Origin of the sequence: Massilia sp. Leaf139, assembly GCF_001424165.1 — a bacterium.
Taxonomy (GTDB): domain Bacteria; phylum Pseudomonadota; class Gammaproteobacteria; order Burkholderiales; family Burkholderiaceae_D; genus Telluria.
In genome coordinates this window covers 1,225,977-1,240,526 of sequence record NZ_LMOJ01000001.1, presented here as the reverse complement: position 1 = coordinate 1,240,526, position 14,550 = coordinate 1,225,977, and the positions used below count along the sequence as shown (strand labels likewise).

At 65.1% G+C, this 14,550-nt stretch carries 13 protein-coding genes; 3 read left to right on the top strand and 10 right to left on the bottom strand.

Annotation, left to right across the window (positions count from 1 at the left end; translation table 11 throughout):
- Window positions 1-38: 38 nt before the first annotated feature.
- The 6 genes from ASF77_RS05465 to queE form a co-directional block, all read right to left on the bottom strand.
- The gene (locus tag ASF77_RS05465) at window positions 39-1,640 is read right to left on the bottom strand and encodes an ABC-F family ATPase (protein ID WP_082493571.1); all 1,602 of its coding nucleotides are present in this window, start codon (window positions 1,638-1,640) and stop codon (window positions 39-41) included.
- Between the two features lie 93 nt (window positions 1,641-1,733).
- On the bottom strand, window positions 1,734-2,684 hold the full coding sequence (gene ldcA / locus ASF77_RS05460; RefSeq protein WP_056335529.1) for a muramoyltetrapeptide carboxypeptidase: 951 nt from the start codon (window positions 2,682-2,684) through the stop codon (window positions 1,734-1,736).
- Window positions 2,685-2,703: 19 nt separating this feature from the next.
- The gene (locus ASF77_RS05455; RefSeq protein WP_056335526.1) at window positions 2,704-3,630 is read right to left on the bottom strand and encodes an alpha/beta fold hydrolase; all 927 of its coding nucleotides are present in this window, start codon (window positions 3,628-3,630) and stop codon (window positions 2,704-2,706) included.
- 200 nt (window positions 3,631-3,830) lie between these two features.
- On the bottom strand, window positions 3,831-4,361 hold the full coding sequence (gene tadA, locus ASF77_RS05450; protein ID WP_082493570.1) for a tRNA adenosine(34) deaminase TadA: 531 nt from the start codon (window positions 4,359-4,361) through the stop codon (window positions 3,831-3,833).
- Complete coding sequence (gene queD / locus ASF77_RS05445) at window positions 4,354-4,800, bottom strand: 6-carboxytetrahydropterin synthase QueD (protein ID WP_056335523.1); 447 nt, start codon at window positions 4,798-4,800, stop codon at window positions 4,354-4,356. The genes tadA and queD overlap by 8 nt, the downstream gene beginning before the upstream one ends.
- A 12-nt stretch (window positions 4,801-4,812) precedes the next feature.
- Window positions 4,813-5,448, bottom strand: coding sequence for a 7-carboxy-7-deazaguanine synthase (gene queE / locus ASF77_RS05440; RefSeq protein WP_056335522.1), 636 nt, complete (start codon window positions 5,446-5,448; stop codon window positions 4,813-4,815).
- Between the two features lie 199 nt (window positions 5,449-5,647).
- On the opposite strand from queE, the gene ASF77_RS05435 reads away from it, so the two are divergent.
- From ASF77_RS05435 to ASF77_RS05425, 3 genes are all read left to right on the top strand, one after another.
- The gene (locus tag ASF77_RS05435) at window positions 5,648-6,586 is read left to right on the top strand and encodes a sensor histidine kinase (RefSeq protein WP_056335520.1); all 939 of its coding nucleotides are present in this window, start codon (window positions 5,648-5,650) and stop codon (window positions 6,584-6,586) included.
- A gap of 286 nt (window positions 6,587-6,872) precedes the next feature.
- The gene (locus ASF77_RS05430; RefSeq protein WP_056336436.1) at window positions 6,873-7,802 is read left to right on the top strand and encodes a diguanylate cyclase; all 930 of its coding nucleotides are present in this window, start codon (window positions 6,873-6,875) and stop codon (window positions 7,800-7,802) included.
- Window positions 7,803-7,894: 92 nt separating this feature from the next.
- Window positions 7,895-10,795, top strand: coding sequence for a pitrilysin family protein (locus tag ASF77_RS05425; protein ID WP_229445240.1), 2,901 nt, complete (start codon window positions 7,895-7,897; stop codon window positions 10,793-10,795).
- Window positions 10,796-11,023: 228 nt separating this feature from the next.
- On the opposite strand, the gene ASF77_RS25140 is transcribed toward ASF77_RS05425, so the two are convergent.
- The 4 genes from ASF77_RS25140 to ASF77_RS05405 all read right to left on the bottom strand — a co-directional run bounded on the left by ASF77_RS25140 (window position 11,024) and on the right by ASF77_RS05405 (window position 14,497).
- Window positions 11,024-12,667, bottom strand: a complete 1,644-nt coding sequence (locus ASF77_RS25140; protein ID WP_056335517.1) for a YsnF/AvaK domain-containing protein — start codon at window positions 12,665-12,667, stop codon at window positions 11,024-11,026.
- Between the two features lie 24 nt (window positions 12,668-12,691).
- A complete protein-coding gene (locus tag ASF77_RS05415) occupies window positions 12,692-13,090 on the bottom strand; it encodes a YsnF/AvaK domain-containing protein (protein ID WP_156648732.1) in 399 nt (132 codons plus the stop codon).
- Between the two features lie 314 nt (window positions 13,091-13,404).
- On the bottom strand, window positions 13,405-13,665 hold the full coding sequence (locus tag ASF77_RS05410) for a hypothetical protein (RefSeq protein ID WP_056335512.1): 261 nt from the start codon (window positions 13,663-13,665) through the stop codon (window positions 13,405-13,407).
- A gap of 28 nt (window positions 13,666-13,693) precedes the next feature.
- Window positions 13,694-14,497, bottom strand: coding sequence for a DNA/RNA non-specific endonuclease (locus ASF77_RS05405; RefSeq protein WP_056335509.1), 804 nt, complete (start codon window positions 14,495-14,497; stop codon window positions 13,694-13,696).
- Window positions 14,498-14,550: the final 53 nt, after the last annotated feature.

Below are 14,550 nucleotides of genomic sequence, written 5' to 3'. Positions count from 1 at the left end.
TGGACGGCGAAGCCGTCCACCCTACAGCTACCGCAAACTTAGGCGATGCCCTGGCTCGTCAGGTACTCTTCGTACGTGCCGCGGAAGTCGACGACTTCGTTTTCCTTCACTTCCAGCACGCGCGTGGCGAGCGAGGAGACGAATTCGCGGTCGTGCGAGACGAAGATCAGCGTGCCTTCGTATTTGTCGAGCGCGATGTTCAGCGATTCGATCGATTCCATGTCCATGTGGTTGGTCGGCTCGTCGAGCAGCATCACGTTGTGACGGCCCAGCATCAGCTTACCGTACATCATGCGGCCCTTTTCGCCGCCGGACAGCACCTTCACCGACTTCTTGACTTCGTCGCCACTGAACAGCAGGCGGCCAAGGATCGAGCGCACCGCGAGGTCGTCGTCGCCCTCTTTCGTCCAGCGGCCCATCCAGTCGGTCAGGACATCGTCCTTCGGGAATTCTTCAGTCGGATCCTGCGGCATGTAGCCGACGTTGGCATTCTCGGCCCACTTCACGCGGCCGTGGTCGGCGTCGAGACCGGTGATGTCCTTGCCGCCGATGCAGCGCAGCAGCGTGGTCTTACCCGCACCGTTGGCGCCGATGATCGCAATGCGCTCGCCCGCCTCGACCATGATCGAGAAATTCTTGAACAGGGTGCGGTCGTAGGCTTTGGTGAGGCCCTCGGTCTCCACTGCGAGACGGTGCAGCTTCTTCTCGCCTTCGAAACGCACGAAGGGATAGGCGCGCGAGGATGGCTTGAATTCCTCGATCTTGATCTTGTCGATCATCTTGGCGCGCGAAGTCGCCTGGCGTGCCTTCGACTTGTTGGCCGAGAAGCGGCGCACGAAGTCCTGCAGTTCGGCGACCTTTTCCTTGGCCTTGGCATTGTTCGCCAGCTGCTGATTACGGGCCTGGGTCGAGGCCAGCATGTAGTCGTCGTACGAACCCGGATAGACCTTCAGGGTGCCGTAGTCCATGTCGGCGATGTGGGTGCAGACCTGGTTCAGGAAGTGGCGATCGTGCGAGATGATGATCATCGTCGAGTTACGCTGGTTTAAAACGTCTTCCAGCCAGCGGATCGTGTTGATGTCCAGGTTGTTGGTCGGCTCGTCGAGCAGCAGGATGTCCGGATTCGAGAACAGGGCCTGGGCCAGCAGCACGCGCAGCTTCCAGCCAGGCGCCACGGCGCTCATCGGGCCATGGTGCAGCTCGCTGGCGATTTCCAGGCCGAGCAGCAGCTCGCCGGCGCGCGCTTCGGCCGAGTAGCCGTCGTATTCGGCAACCTTGCCCTCGAGCTCGGCGGCGCGCATGTAGTCGTCGTCGGTCGCTTCCGGATTGGCGTAAATGGCGTCGCGCTGGGCGATGGCGTCCCACAGCTCTGTGTGGCCCATCATGACCACGTCAAGCACGCGCACGTCTTCGTAGGCGAACTGATCCTGGCGCAGTTTGCCGAGGCGCTCGCCCGGGTCGAGGCTGACATTGCCGGCCGAGGGATCGAGGTCGCCGCCGAGGATCTTCATGAACGTCGACTTGCCGCAGCCGTTCGCGCCGATCAGGCCGTAACGGTTCCCTTCGCCAAACTTGACGGAGATGTTCTCGAAGAGCGGCTTGGCGCCGAACTGCATTGTGATGTTAGCTGTGGAGAGCACTGATAAAACCTTATAAGCGAAGAATGCGCCAGACACGGCGCGAGGTGCGCCGCGAGGTACGCCGCGAAGTACACCAATTAACCGGGCATTTTATCACTTCGGGCGACTGACCGGGTCGGATGTGGCGGCAAAACCGGTACGCGTCGGGTAATCGCTCAGAGTGAGCCGGAAACCGTCGCCATTCGACGCCAGTGTCGCTTTTGCGCCAAACGGAATCGTTACCCGGCGCGGGATGTGGCCGAAGGACAGGCCGCTGACGATCGGAATCGGCAGCGTCGCGCGAAGGTAGTCCAGCATGGCGTCGAAATCATAGCCATTGTCGAGCGCGCCGAGGCGGTAGTCCGAAAAATCGCCGAGCACGAGCGCCTGCTGGCGCGCCAGCACGCCCGTCTGCATCAGCTGCAGCAGCAGGCGCTCGATCCGGTACGGGTGCTCGGCGATGTCCTCGACGAACAGGATGCCGCCCTCGATGCGCGGGAACCATTCGGTGCCGATCAACGAGCCCAGCATTGCCAGGTTGCCGCCCCAGATCGTGCCGGCCGCTTCCACGCGCGGATTGCCGGCGCAGGTCTCGACAATGGTGTGCGTGGGCCCGGCCAGGCAGGCCCAGAAATCGTCGAGGGTGAAGGCGACGGGATCGAGCGCGCCGAAGTCGTTGGCGACGAAGGGCCCGGCATAGCTGAGCGCGCCCGTTTTCGCATACAGACCCATCTGCAGCGCGGTGATGTCGGAGTAGCCGACGAACAGCTTGCCGCCGGCGGCCAGGCGCGCGAAATCGATGTCGGGCAGCAGGCGCGTCAGACCGTAGCCGCCGCGCACGGCCATCACGAGGTCGACCTCCGGGTTTTCGGCCGCCGCGTACAGCGCGGCCAGGCGCGCGGCATCGGTGCCGCCGAAGCGCTGATAAATCGCCTGGTGGTCGTAATAGTTGTGGACGCGGCAGCCGCGCGCCTGCAAATAGGCGATGCCGCGGTCAACGGCGCAAGGGTCGGCCACATGGCCGGCGGGCGCGACAATAGCGACGCCGAGTCGAGGATTGGTCACTACGGAGTTCACTAAATGGTCATTGCCTGACGAAGAGGCGCGGTGTTGAGCTGGCGGCCATCTTACCGCGCGCGTTGGCGTCGATCAAGGCAAGCATCCGCTCGGTTAACTGGGCCGGCAAGTCGTGCCCCATGCCCTGGATGACCTCAAGGCGCGCGCCCGGCACCTGGGCCGCCGTGTCCTCGCCGCAGGCCAGCGGCACCAGCGGGTCGGCGGCGCCGTGGACGACGAGCGTCGGCGCCGTGATGGCGCGCAGCAGCTCGCTGCGTTCCGGCGCGGCCGCGATTGCCGCCATCTGGCGCGCCACCCCGGCCGGACAATAGCAGCGCCGCAAGGCCCGCGCCGCGCGCCGCCGCAACTGCTTTTCCGACGTCGGATAGGCCGGGCTGCCGATCGTCCGCTGCAGCGCGACCGCGGCCTCGATGATCGAGTCGACGTCGTTCGGATTGGCGGGCCGCGCCAGCAAGGCCTGGCGCACCTGCGGCGCCGGCCCCGGCAGGCCGCGCTTGCCGCTGCTCGACATGATGGAAGTGAGGCTCAGCACACGCTGCGGATGACGCGCCGCGAGGATCTGCGCCACCATGCCGCCCATCGAGACCCCGACCAGGTGCGCCCGCGCCACGCCCAGCGCCGACAGCACGCCGAGGGCGTCGTCAGCCATGTCGTCGAGCTGGTAGGCGGGCCGCATCGGCAGCTTCAGGCGCGCCTTGAGCCAGTTCCAGGCCTGGTTCGGCTTGCCCGCGCGGTCGAATTTCGTGGACAGGCCGCAGTCGCGGTGATCGAAGCGGATCACGTAGAAGCCGAGCTCGACCAGACCATCGACGAACTCCTCGGGCCAGCTGGTCAGCTGCATGCCGAGCCCGTGGATCAGCAGCAGCGGCGTGGACTTGGCGTCCCCGGCGGTGTCGAAAGCGATGCGGATCCCGTTGGCGGTCAGCGTAGGCATGGACTGGGGCCGGCGCCTGCGCGCGCCGGCATGGTTGTGAAGTCGAGGCTGCGTCCCTGCCGTGCACGGCGTCCGAATCGACGGCGTGATTGCGGGGCAGGTTGAAACCAGCATAGCATTTTCACAGCACGCACGGCGCCCGTGGCTGTGCGTGCGCGCCCACCGCGGCGCATGCGCCACGCTGCACGAGAAATGGGATGTCAGGGCGCGACGTTTCGGCGCGCAGCGGCGCGCCGTTCGGCAAAAAAGCCCTTGAGCATTGCGCTCGCCTCGTCGGCCAGCACGCCGCCGACGACTTTGGTGTGATGGTTCAGTACGGCGTGCGCGAACAAGTCGAGCACCGAGCCGCACACGCCCGTCTTCGGATCGCTCGCGGCATACACGACGCGCGCCAGGCGGGCATGCATCATCGCGCCCGAGCACATGGCGCAGGGTTCGAGCGTGACGTAGAGCTCGCAGCCGGGCAGGCGGTAATTGCCGAGCTTGTCGGCGGCGGCGCGCAGGGCATTTACCTCCGCGTGCGCGGTCGGATCGTGGCGCCCGATCGGCTGGTTGTAGCCGACCGCGATGACCTCGCCATCCTTGACGACGACGGCGCCGACCGGCACTTCGCCCTCGGCATAGGCTTGCCGGGCCTGGTCCAGCGCCAGCTGCATGAAGCGGGCGTCGGCCACAGCGGCCTCGGCTGCCGCGGCGTCGGCGACGACGAGCGTGGACGGGCTGTCAGGCATCCGTGATCTCGGCCCAGCAGTTCGGCGTCTCGTGCAGCACCAGCTTGTGCAGGTGCAGGCCGGTGCCGAAGCGGTCGGTATAGGCCGCCTTGAGGATGCCGAAGGCGACCTGCGCCAGGTTTTCCACGGTCGGGATGCGGTCGATCACGACCGTCTTGTGGCCCGGCAGGCTGGCGAGGAATTCGCGCACCTTCTCGTCCTTCTCGTAGACGATGAAGGCGTGATCCCAGACGTCCACCAGATGCTCCTTGGCGAGCGCCTTGATGTCGGAGAAGTCCATGATCATGCCGTTGTCGGAATTGCCTTCGGCCTGGATCACCTCGCCCACGAGAGTGATCTCGAGCGTGTAGCGGTGGCCGTGCAGGTTGCGGCACTGGCTTTTATGGTCGGGAATCCGGTGTCCGGCATCGAATTCGAGTTTGCGGGTAATGGTCAGCATCGGGGCGTCCAGTCAGGGAATCTGTAAAAGTTTGTGGGTCTGGAGGCTGAGCTTCCATTTGGGGTTATTGCGGCAGGTCTCGATCGCGAGGCGCGTGTTCTGGGCGGCCAGGATGCCATCCATCGGCTGCACGTAGAAATTCTCGAAGTCGAGCTGCTCGTACGCAGCAAGATCCTGGCCCGCCTGCGGGATCACGACCTTGATCTCGTTGCCCTTCTCGACCACCAGCTTCGAACCCATCTTCGGGCTGACGCAGATCCAGTCCACGCCCGGCGGCACCGGCAGGGTACCGTTGGTTTCGATGGCGATCGTGAAACCGCGCGCGTGCATGGCGGCGATAAGGGCCTCGTCGAGCTGCAGCAGCGGCTCGCCGCCGGTGAAGACCACGTACTTGCTGGGCGCATGGCTGGCCGGCCACAGGCTGTCGATCTCGCCGGCGAGACTGTCGGCGTCGCGGAACTTGCCGCCGCGCTCGCCGTCGGTGCCGACGAAATCGGTGTCGCAGAAAGTGCAGATGCTGGCCGCGCGATCCTGCTCGCGTCCCGTCCACAGGTTGCAGCCCGAGAAGCGGCAAAACACCGCCGGCCGCCCGGCGTGGGCGCCCTCGCCCTGCAGAGTATAGAAAATCTCTTTGATGCTGTAAGTCACAATAAACCTCTCGTCAACCTTCCATTATACCCCGGCCTGCGGGGCTTGCCGAGTCCCCGCCGGCGCTTCGACCGACGCCTGTTGTACTTGCTATACGGCACAGGTATTGACTACCAACAACACAATTCGTGTCCACCCGCAGTAACGTCGCAGTAACTTAATCGCAGGAAATTTCTTATAACCCGTCGGAAGGAACGTCATGAAAACAGCCGGCCACCTGCCCGCCATCGTCCTGCTGCTCGGCTGCGCCGCCTGCGCCGCCGGTGCGGCCCTGCCCCCCTCGCCTCCCTTGCAGCCGGGCTTGTCGACGCTGCCGACCATCCTCTGGCTGCTGGGTGCGGGCGGTGCGATCTGCATGTTGCTCAAGCGCTCGATCGACGCCGACGACCGTGGCCGCGAGCTCGCCCTGCGGCTGGCGCGCGAGCAGCAGGCCCGGCGCGGCGTCGAAGAGATCCTGGCCGATACCCAGACCGTGCTCTCGAAAGTCGTGCACCAGCAGGAAAGCGTGCGCGACGCCGAGCGCAGCCGCATGGCGCGCGACATCGACGACCGCCTCGGCCAGGCGCTGCTCACGCTGCGCGTCGAACTCTGCCTGATGCAGGCCGCTTCGAACGGCGTCCAGCCGACCGTGCATGCGAAGACCGGCGGCATGATCGGCACCCTCGACCTGGCCCTGGGCGCCCTGCGCGCTGTGGTCGCCGAGCTGCGCCCGCTGGCGCTCGGCGAAGGCCTGGCCAGCGCGGTGGCGCGCCAGCTCGACGAGTTCACCCGCATTAACGGCATCGCCCATCAGCTCGAATTGCCGGCCGGCCCCGCGGACGAGCCGGAACGGGCCGACTGCGAGAGCGACGCCCTGCTCTACCGTGTCCTGCAGGAAGCGCTGGCCGGACTGGCCTATCAGGCCAACGCAACGGAAGTGCGGGTCGGCCTGCAGCGCAGCGGCAGCGCCCTGACGTTGCGCGTGGACGACAACGGTAGGGGCAGCCGGCGCCCGGGCGGCGCTTGCGGCTGCGGCCTGGCCGCCATGCGCGAACGCGTCGAAGCCTGCGGCGGCGCCCTGCGCATCACGGCGAAAAGCGACGGCGGCAGCGCCCTCAGCCTCACCCTGCCGCGGGTGCGCGGCCTCGCAGCGGCCTGAAAGTCAAGCCGGAGCCTATTGCTCCATATCAACAGCTGGGAATCCCTGCGGTTGCAGAATCGGTTCTTGTCAGCAATCAATAGATTGCTCAACGGAATGTTGAAAAGGCCGACTGATGACCAGTACAGCGATGCAACGCGTGCCGACCCCGGCGAATGACAACATCGCGGGGGCGACGCTCTCCCCCGTCGCCATCCCTGCCGGCCTGCCCGCCGCCAGCCCGCCCCAGGGCCGGCGCCCCGACAGCATCGCCCCTGCCGCCGACCTCGCCTTCGCCTACCAATTGATGGAAATGCTGGCGATCCCGGCCTTCGTACTCGACAGCAAGGCCCAAGTGCTGATCTGGAACCGCGCCTGCGAGCGCCTGACGGGCGTGCCCGCCAGCGAGATCGTCGGCACCGACAACCACTGGCGCAGCTTTTACGACGAGCCGCGCCCGACCCTGGCCGACCTGGTGATCCAGAACCGGCTCGAAGAGATTCGCCATATCTATCCGCGCCACGGCAAGCCTGCAGCGACCGGAAGTACCGCGGCGTCGCCCTTGTCGGTCGAAACCTGGTGCGACATGCCGCGCGCCGGCAAGCGCCGTTACCTGGCGGCCGACGCCAGCCCGATCTTCGACGAGGACGGCCGCCTGAAGGCGGTGGTCGAGACCCTGCGCGACCTGACCGAGGAAAAGATGGCGCAGCTCGCGCTGGAGAAGCTGGCCACCCGCGACGGCCTGACGGGCCTGGCCAACCGGCGCTGCTTCGACGACACCCTGACCGCCGAATGGGAGCGCGCCCTGCGCCTGCGCCAGCCGCTCTCCCTCCTGATGGTCGACGTCGACAACTTCAAAGCCTATAACGATGCCAACGGCCACCTCGGCGGCGATGAATGCCTGAAACGCATCGCCACGGCGGTCGCCAGCGAGATGCGCGCCAACGACCTGGTGGCGCGCTACGGCGGCGAGGAGTTCGCCGTCATCCTGCCGAACCAGTCGCTCAAGGGCGCTGCCATCGTCGCCGAGCGCATCCGCCGCCGCGTGGAGCAACTGCGCCTACCTAACGGCCTGGCGCCGCTGCGCCAGGTGACGGTGTCGATCGGCGCCGCCACCGCCCTGGTCGGGCCGGAAAACCAGGCCAGCGAACTGGTGGCGATCGCCGACGCCGCCCTCTACCGCGCCAAGCACCTCGGCCGCAACCGGATCAGCTTGCCGCTGGCCGAGGGCAGCTGAAGCCGCATGCCTGGTATGCATACCTGATCTTGCTATTCAATCCTTGGGGAATATCTTATGCTTCGGGCTAGATTTTTTCCCAAGGAGACAGTGTGTCCAAACTCATTTCGACGGCGCTGGCGTTGTCCGCGCCGATGCTGCTGGCAGCCGGCGCCGCATCAGCAGCCCCAGCCGCGCCTGCCAAGGCCGCCAAAGCCGCGGGCGCTTCCGCCAAAGCCGCAGGCGCTTCTGACGTCCTGCCGTTCAAAGCGACCGAGAAAACGCTGGCCAATGGCCTGAAGATCATCGTCGTCCCGACCGGCCTGCCGAACCTGGTCTCGGTCACGATTCCCGTGCAGACCGGCTCGCGCAACGAAGTCGAACCGGGGAAGTCCGGCTTCGCCCACTTCTTCGAGCACATGATGTTCCGCGGGACGAAAGCCTATCCTCCCGAAAAGTACCAGGAAGTCATCACCCGTGCCGGTGCACGCCAGAACGCCTATACCAGCGACGACCTCACCAACTACTACACCACCTTCGCCAAGGAAGACCTGGAAACGGTGCTGAAGGTCGAGGCCGACCGCTTCCAGCATCTCGATTATCCGATCGAAGCCTTCAAGACCGAATCGCGCGCCGTGCTCGGCGAATACAACAAGAACAGCGCGAACCCGATGCAGAAGCTGTTCGAGGTGCAGCGCGACGCCGCCTTCAGCACCCACACCTATAAGCACACGACGATGGGCTTCCTGAAGGACATCGAGGACATGCCCAACCAGTACGAATATTCGAAGGTCTTCTTCGACCGCTGGTACCGCCCCGAGAAGACCACCATCATCGTCGCCGGCGACGTCGACCCAACCAAGGCCGTCGCCATGGTCGAGAAATACTGGGGCGGCTGGAAAAAGGGGAGCTATAACGCGCCGGTGCCGGCCGAACCGGCCCCGCGCGGCGCCCAGTACCGCCACGTGCCGTGGCCGACGCCGACCCTTCCGCTGGTGACGGTCGCCTTCCGCGCCCCGGCGTTTTCCGACACCCAGAAGGACGGCGCCGCGCTGTCGATGCTGCTCTCGCTTTCCTTCGGCCGCACCTCGCCCCTGTACAAACGCCTGGTGCAGGACGAGCAGAAGGTCGACCAGCTGTTCGACTTCACGCCGAACCGGGTCGACCCCACGCTTGCCACCATCGGTGCGCGCGTGAAGAAGCCGGCCGACGCCTTGTATGTGCGCGACGCCATCCTGCGGACGGTGGCGCGCCTGCGCGACACGCAAGTGACCGGCAAGGAACTCGATGACGCGAAATCGGCCCAGAAGTACGGCCTGGTGCGTACCCTCGACAACACCGAGCAGATCGCGGCCACGCTCGCCTCATATGTTCACTTCAATCGTTCCTACGGCACCCTGAACCGCTACTACCGCCTGGTCGACAGCCTGACGCCGGCCGACCTGCAGGCCGCCGCGCGCAAATACCTGGTCGACGACAGCATGGTCGTCACCACCCTCGCGCACGAGGCGCTGCCGGCCGGTGTCGAGGCGCTGCCTAAACTGGCGGCGCTGGCGCAAGGGGGAGCAAACAAGGCGGGCGAGGCCAGGTTCGACGTGCTGGTGCAGAAGTCGGCCCTGCCGCAGATCCGCTTCAAGCTATTGTTCGCGGCAGGTTCCGCACACGACCCGAAAGGCAAGGAAGGCCTGGCGGCGCTGACGGCTTCGATGGTGGCCTCGGCCGGTTCGGCCACGCGCAAGATCGACGAAGTCACCAAGGCCCTGTTCCCGCTGGCCGGCAGCTTCAGCGAACAGGTCGACAAGGAGATGACGGTCTTCAGCGGGTCGATCCACAAGGACAACTGGGACGAGTACCTCGGCATCGCGCTGCCGATGCTGCTCGAGCCGGGCTTCCGCGAGGAGGACTTCCGCCGCCTGAAAGACGCGCAGAAGAACGCCCTGCTGCTCGACCTGAAAGACAACAACGAGGAAGAGTTCGGCAAGGAGCGCCTGCAGGCGAACGTCTTCGCCGGCACGGCCTACGCGCATCCGGTGCTCGGCACCGTCAAGGGCATCGAATCGATCACGCTCGACGACGTCAAGGCCTTCTATCGCCAGGCCTATACGCAAGGCGCCGTGCGGGTCGGCATCTCGGGCGACGTCGGCGAAGCGATGACGGCCTCGCTGAAGGACGCGCTGGCACGCCTGCCGTCTGGCGCTGGCCTGCCCGCCACCACCGTGCCGCAGGGCCGCAAGCCGAACGGCCTGGAAGTGGAGATCATCGAGAAGAATACGCGCGCCACGGCGATTTCCTTCGGCCTGTCCCTGGAGGTGACGCGATCGCATCCGGACTTCCCGGCCCTGTGGCTGGCCAAGACCTGGCTCGGCGAGCACCGCGCCTCGAGTTCGCACCTGTACCAGCAGATCCGCGAGCTGCGCGGCATGAACTACGGCGACTACGCCTATATCGAAGCCTTCCCGCGCGGGATGTTCCAGTTCTTCCCGAATCCGAACCTGGGCCGCAAGGCGCAGCTGTTCGAAGTCTGGATCCGCCCGGTCGCGCCGCAGAACGCCCATTTCGCGCTGCGCCTGGCGCTGAATGAAGTCGGCAAGATGGTCGAGGGCGGCTTGTCGAAGGAAGACTTCGAGACCACGCGCGACTACCTGATGAAGAACGTCTTCGTGATGACTGCGACCCAGGATCAGCGCCTCGGCTACGCGCTCGACTCGCAGTGGCACGGCACGGCGGAGTTCACCCAGCTGATGCGCGACGGCCTGGCTAAACTCACGGTCGCCGACGTGAATGCCGCGATCCGGAAGCACCTGTCGGCGCGCAACCTGTCGGTGGTGTTCATCACCAAGGACGCGGCGGGGCTGAAGAATGCGCTCGTGTCGGATACCTTCTCGCCGATCACCTATGACGCGGCCAAGCCGCAGGCGGTGCTCGACGAGGACAAGCGGATCGGGGCAATGAAACTCGGGATCAAGGCGGAGAATGTGCGGATTACGCCGGCGGTGCAGGCGTTTGCCCAGTAAGCGGGACTGAATCCCGGTCGTGCAGGATGCGTTCCTGCAGTACGTAGGGTGGACTCCCGAGTCCACGGGGGTTAAGCTTCCAGGTGCCGCTCCGCTATTTGTGGCGAATCGGTACGCGCACGCTGAACCGCGTGGGCTCGGAGAGCGCACCCTACATTTCGCTAGAAAAAAAGGGCGCCGCAAGGCGCCCTTTCTGGTTCAGGCGGCACTAGCCCGCGATCTCCTACCTTACTTCGTCATCTTGTTCCAGCCGTGACGCACGGCGTCCTTCATGTTTTCCCAGGTCGAGCCGGTGTTCTGGCGTTCCCAGTTCGAGCGCAGATCCGGTTCCACTTCGTCCCATGGACGGTTGCGGTACAGGTCGCTCTGGCGCATTTGCGAGCCGTAGCTGTAGGCCGGCTTGTAGCTGTCGTAGCTCGAGGTGCCGGCGCTGCTGTAGGTCGCGTTGTAGTGGTTGCGGTAGTAGCTGTCGTCGTCGTCCGTGGTCATGCGATCCCAGCCCGACTTGACGGCATCCTTCATCTTTTCCCAGGTCGAACCGGCCTTGTTGCCGGCGCGGGTGGACCAGTCGCTGCTCAGGTCGTTTTCGACGTCGTTCCACTGGCGGCCGCTGTACTTCTGGTTGCGCGCCATTTCCGAGCCGTAGCTGTAGGCCGGTGCATAGTCGTCGTAAGAGCCGCCGCTGCTGCCGTAGGTGCTGGTGAAGTGGTTGCGGTAGTAGTCGTCGTCGCTCATCAGGCCGGAGCGCGCCGAGCCGGCGCCGAGCTGCTCGACTTCGACTTCCGTGTGGCGCACGGTGTCGTTGATCTGCTGCTCGCGCTGTGTGACTTCCTTGTTGATCATGACTTCCTCGACCACGCGCGCCGATTTCTCGACCACGGCTTCCTCGGCCGTTTCGCGCATCTCGATCGACTGTTCCTTGAAGGCGGTGGCGTCCATGCCGCTGATCGGCTCGTTGACCGGACGGCGCTCGACGTTCACGTGCTCTTCGCGCAGGCCGATGCTTTCGTTGACCGGGGTTTCGACGATGCGCGAGTACACGCGCACGCCGCCGCGCTGGACTTCACGCTTGCCGACTTTCAGCTGCTCCTGCACCACGGGAATCGCGGCGCTGGTGGTGTCGCGCGCCATGGCGGTGTCGCGCTGCATTGAGCCGGTGAGCGAGGAACCCGACATCGAGGAGCCCTGCAGGTTCGAGGTCGATGCGGCCGAGCCTTCGAGCGAGGAGCCGGTCAGCGAGCCGGGCTGGTTCTGCTGCAGGCTGCTGCCGGTACCGGCGCCGTAGCTGCCCACCGACAGTTCGTCGCGCGAACCGAGCGGCTCCTGGTAAGTGGTACCCATCGGGTTCGGGTCGTTGAGCGACTGCTGGTTCAGCGGCAGGCGGTCGGTGCCGGACTGGAGCGACATCGACTGGCCGCCGCTCATGCTGCCGGCGCTGCCCATCATGGCGCCGGATGCAGCGCCGGAGGCCCATTTTTCCGACTGCTCGTCGATGTCGATCGGGCCGTAGCGTTCGACGATGTCGGCCGCGCGCTCGACTTCCGGCTCGCTGTCGGTGTTCACCGTCAGCACGTGGTTGCCGCGCTCGACGGCGGACGAATACTTGGCCGAGTGCTCGTCGTTGTCGGCTCCGAAGATATCGCTGAAGAAGTTCTTGATGCTGGCGCCGATGCCCGGCTCGTTGTCGCCCGAGAGGCTGGTGCTGGAGCTCGGAGCGCTGCCGCCGGTGCTCGACATGGTGCCGCCAGGCAGGCTTTCGTCGCCATGCGACAGGCGCACGTCGCTGCTCGAGAATCCCGAGGACAGCAGTTCGTTCTTGGCGCTCATGGCGTCATTGTGATTATCGAAAACTGCGATCAAAGTATGTTGCATGATGAATCCTCCAGATGCTGTTGATTACTTCATTGGCGGGGTGCCGGATTCGTCGAAGCGTTCGACACTGACCTGCTCGGCCTTCAGGGAGACCTGCTCCTGATGGTGTTCCTCGCGACGGATCCGGGTGATGTGAAGCTCTTCCTTGATGCGCACGCGGCGCTCGACGACCAGCACTTCTTCGAGGATGGGCACGATCAGCGTGTCGCCCTCGTAGCGGTTGGCGGGCGCCGACTCAAGCGCGACGATACGATCCACGGGGACGTGCCGGATCTCCACCTCGTCGCGCGCGAGGCGCTCGTCGATGGTGACCGGCTGTTCGACCACGGTCTTGTGGATGCGTACGCCGCGTCCCGTGTCCACCATCCGTGTGCCGACGGCGAGTTCTTCCGCGATGACGGGAATCCGTAATGGATCCTGCATGACTTGATCTTCGGGATTGACTGCCATTGATTCGACTCCGTGTGGTTGCTAGCGCGAGACAGAATCAGCGTACTCCAAACTGCCGGGGCGCCGCGCACCATTGACTCCTGTAAATGTTGAGGTCAAAAAAAAGATAAACGACAAAGAAACCGCGTAGATAAAGGCGAAACGCCGCACAGACGGCTTGTGCCGACTCTGCGATTCGCGCGGCCGCGCGCGCCTCATGCACCCTGAATGAATTGCGCCATGGCCGCCATCGAGGTGATGCCGAAGGCGAAAGAAAAAGGCCCCGAACGAGGCCTTGTGATCACTGCTTAGTTAAAGGGATTCGCGACACGCTGCACGTCGGGCGGCGGCAGACGCTCCGGCAGCTCCTGCGCTTCCAGTTTCACCAGAACGGCATCCAGCACTTCCTTCAGGCGCCGCGCATGGGCCAGGCCGGCCTTGTCGGCGGTGAGGTCGACGTCGCCCGAGAGGGTGATGCGGTCGAGCCGGTTTTCGATGGTCAGGTTGTCGACCTGGAGCACGTCGGCTTCGTTCGCATACGGCACAAAGGTCTTCTTTTTCGCGGTCATGGAGGACTCCGGGATTCAGGGGGAAAGGTCAGGAGAAGCGCGGCGTGAAGCGCGCCTTTTTCTGGCGGATCTTCGGCAGGTTCAGCATGCGTTCCTTCTGCTGGCGCGAGAGCGAGGGCAGAAGCTCGATGCCGACGATGCGTTCGAGTTCAGCCACCGGAATCACCTGGATCTCGGCCTGGGCGCGGTTCTCGGTGAACCAGGCGGCGGCCAGCTTCTGGCGCGGGCTGTAGACGACTTTATACAGGTGCGTCGGCACCAGCACGTTGCCGACCTTGCGCAGGTTCGCGCCGAGGAAGGCCGGGCCCGTGATCACGTAGAGCTGCCCTTCTTTTTTCGCCATCTTGCGCACCGCTTCCTCGATCCGCGCCCAGATGGCGCGGTTGTGCTCGTGATCCTGCGGCACCATGTTGGCCAGGGTAAAACTGTCGCGCTGGCTGCGCGGGTCGGGCATGTTGCCGTTGGGCGCCATGTGGCCACGGTCGAGGCCGCTGCGCGCATAGTCGGCGAGTTCGGCGCGCTCCCCGCGCGGCAGGCGCGATTCGGCATGGAAGGCGTTGTCGCGCTTGAGGCCCTCGGCCGCCTCCAGGTTGTCGGCGCGCAGATTTTCGGCCGACCACAAGGGCGTGCGCGTGACGCCCGAATGCACGACGCCAAAGACGCCGTAGCAAAGTTCGCGCGTGGCGGTTGCCAGCTTCGGATTCTTGATCTCGGGCGCGCGTGCATCGAGGTAGTGACTGGGGCAATTCGAGGCGAGCGCCAGGGACGGTACGAGCGCCGGGGCCAGCAGCGCCGCGCCCAAAGCGAGCCCGGCAAATAGTTTCTGGAACATGGATGAATCGACAGTGTGTGACAAAAGCGCATTGTAGCCGACACACATTACCT

Bases quoted from the DNA above. Each gene is read 5' to 3' on its own strand.
- tadA (WP_082493570.1), bottom strand. From the start codon at position 4,361: ATGCCTGACAGCCCGTCCACGCTCGTCGTCGCCGACGCCGCGGCAGCC.
- ASF77_RS05415 (WP_156648732.1), bottom strand. From the start codon at position 13,090: ATGCAGGATCCATTACGGATTCCCGTCATCGCGGAAGAACTCGCCGTC.
- queD (WP_056335523.1), bottom strand. From the start codon at position 4,800: ATGCTGACCATTACCCGCAAACTCGAATTCGATGCCGGACACCGGATT.
- ASF77_RS05405 (WP_056335509.1), bottom strand. From the start codon at position 14,497: ATGTTCCAGAAACTATTTGCCGGGCTCGCTTTGGGCGCGGCGCTGCTG.
- ASF77_RS05410 (WP_056335512.1), bottom strand. From the start codon at position 13,665: ATGACCGCGAAAAAGAAGACCTTTGTGCCGTATGCGAACGAAGCCGAC.
- ASF77_RS05435 (WP_056335520.1), top strand. From the start codon at position 5,648: ATGAAAACAGCCGGCCACCTGCCCGCCATCGTCCTGCTGCTCGGCTGC.
- ASF77_RS05430 (WP_056336436.1), top strand. From the start codon at position 6,873: ATGGAAATGCTGGCGATCCCGGCCTTCGTACTCGACAGCAAGGCCCAA.
- ASF77_RS05455 (WP_056335526.1), bottom strand. From the start codon at position 3,630: ATGCCTACGCTGACCGCCAACGGGATCCGCATCGCTTTCGACACCGCC.
- ASF77_RS25140 (WP_056335517.1), bottom strand. From the start codon at position 12,667: ATGCAACATACTTTGATCGCAGTTTTCGATAATCACAATGACGCCATG.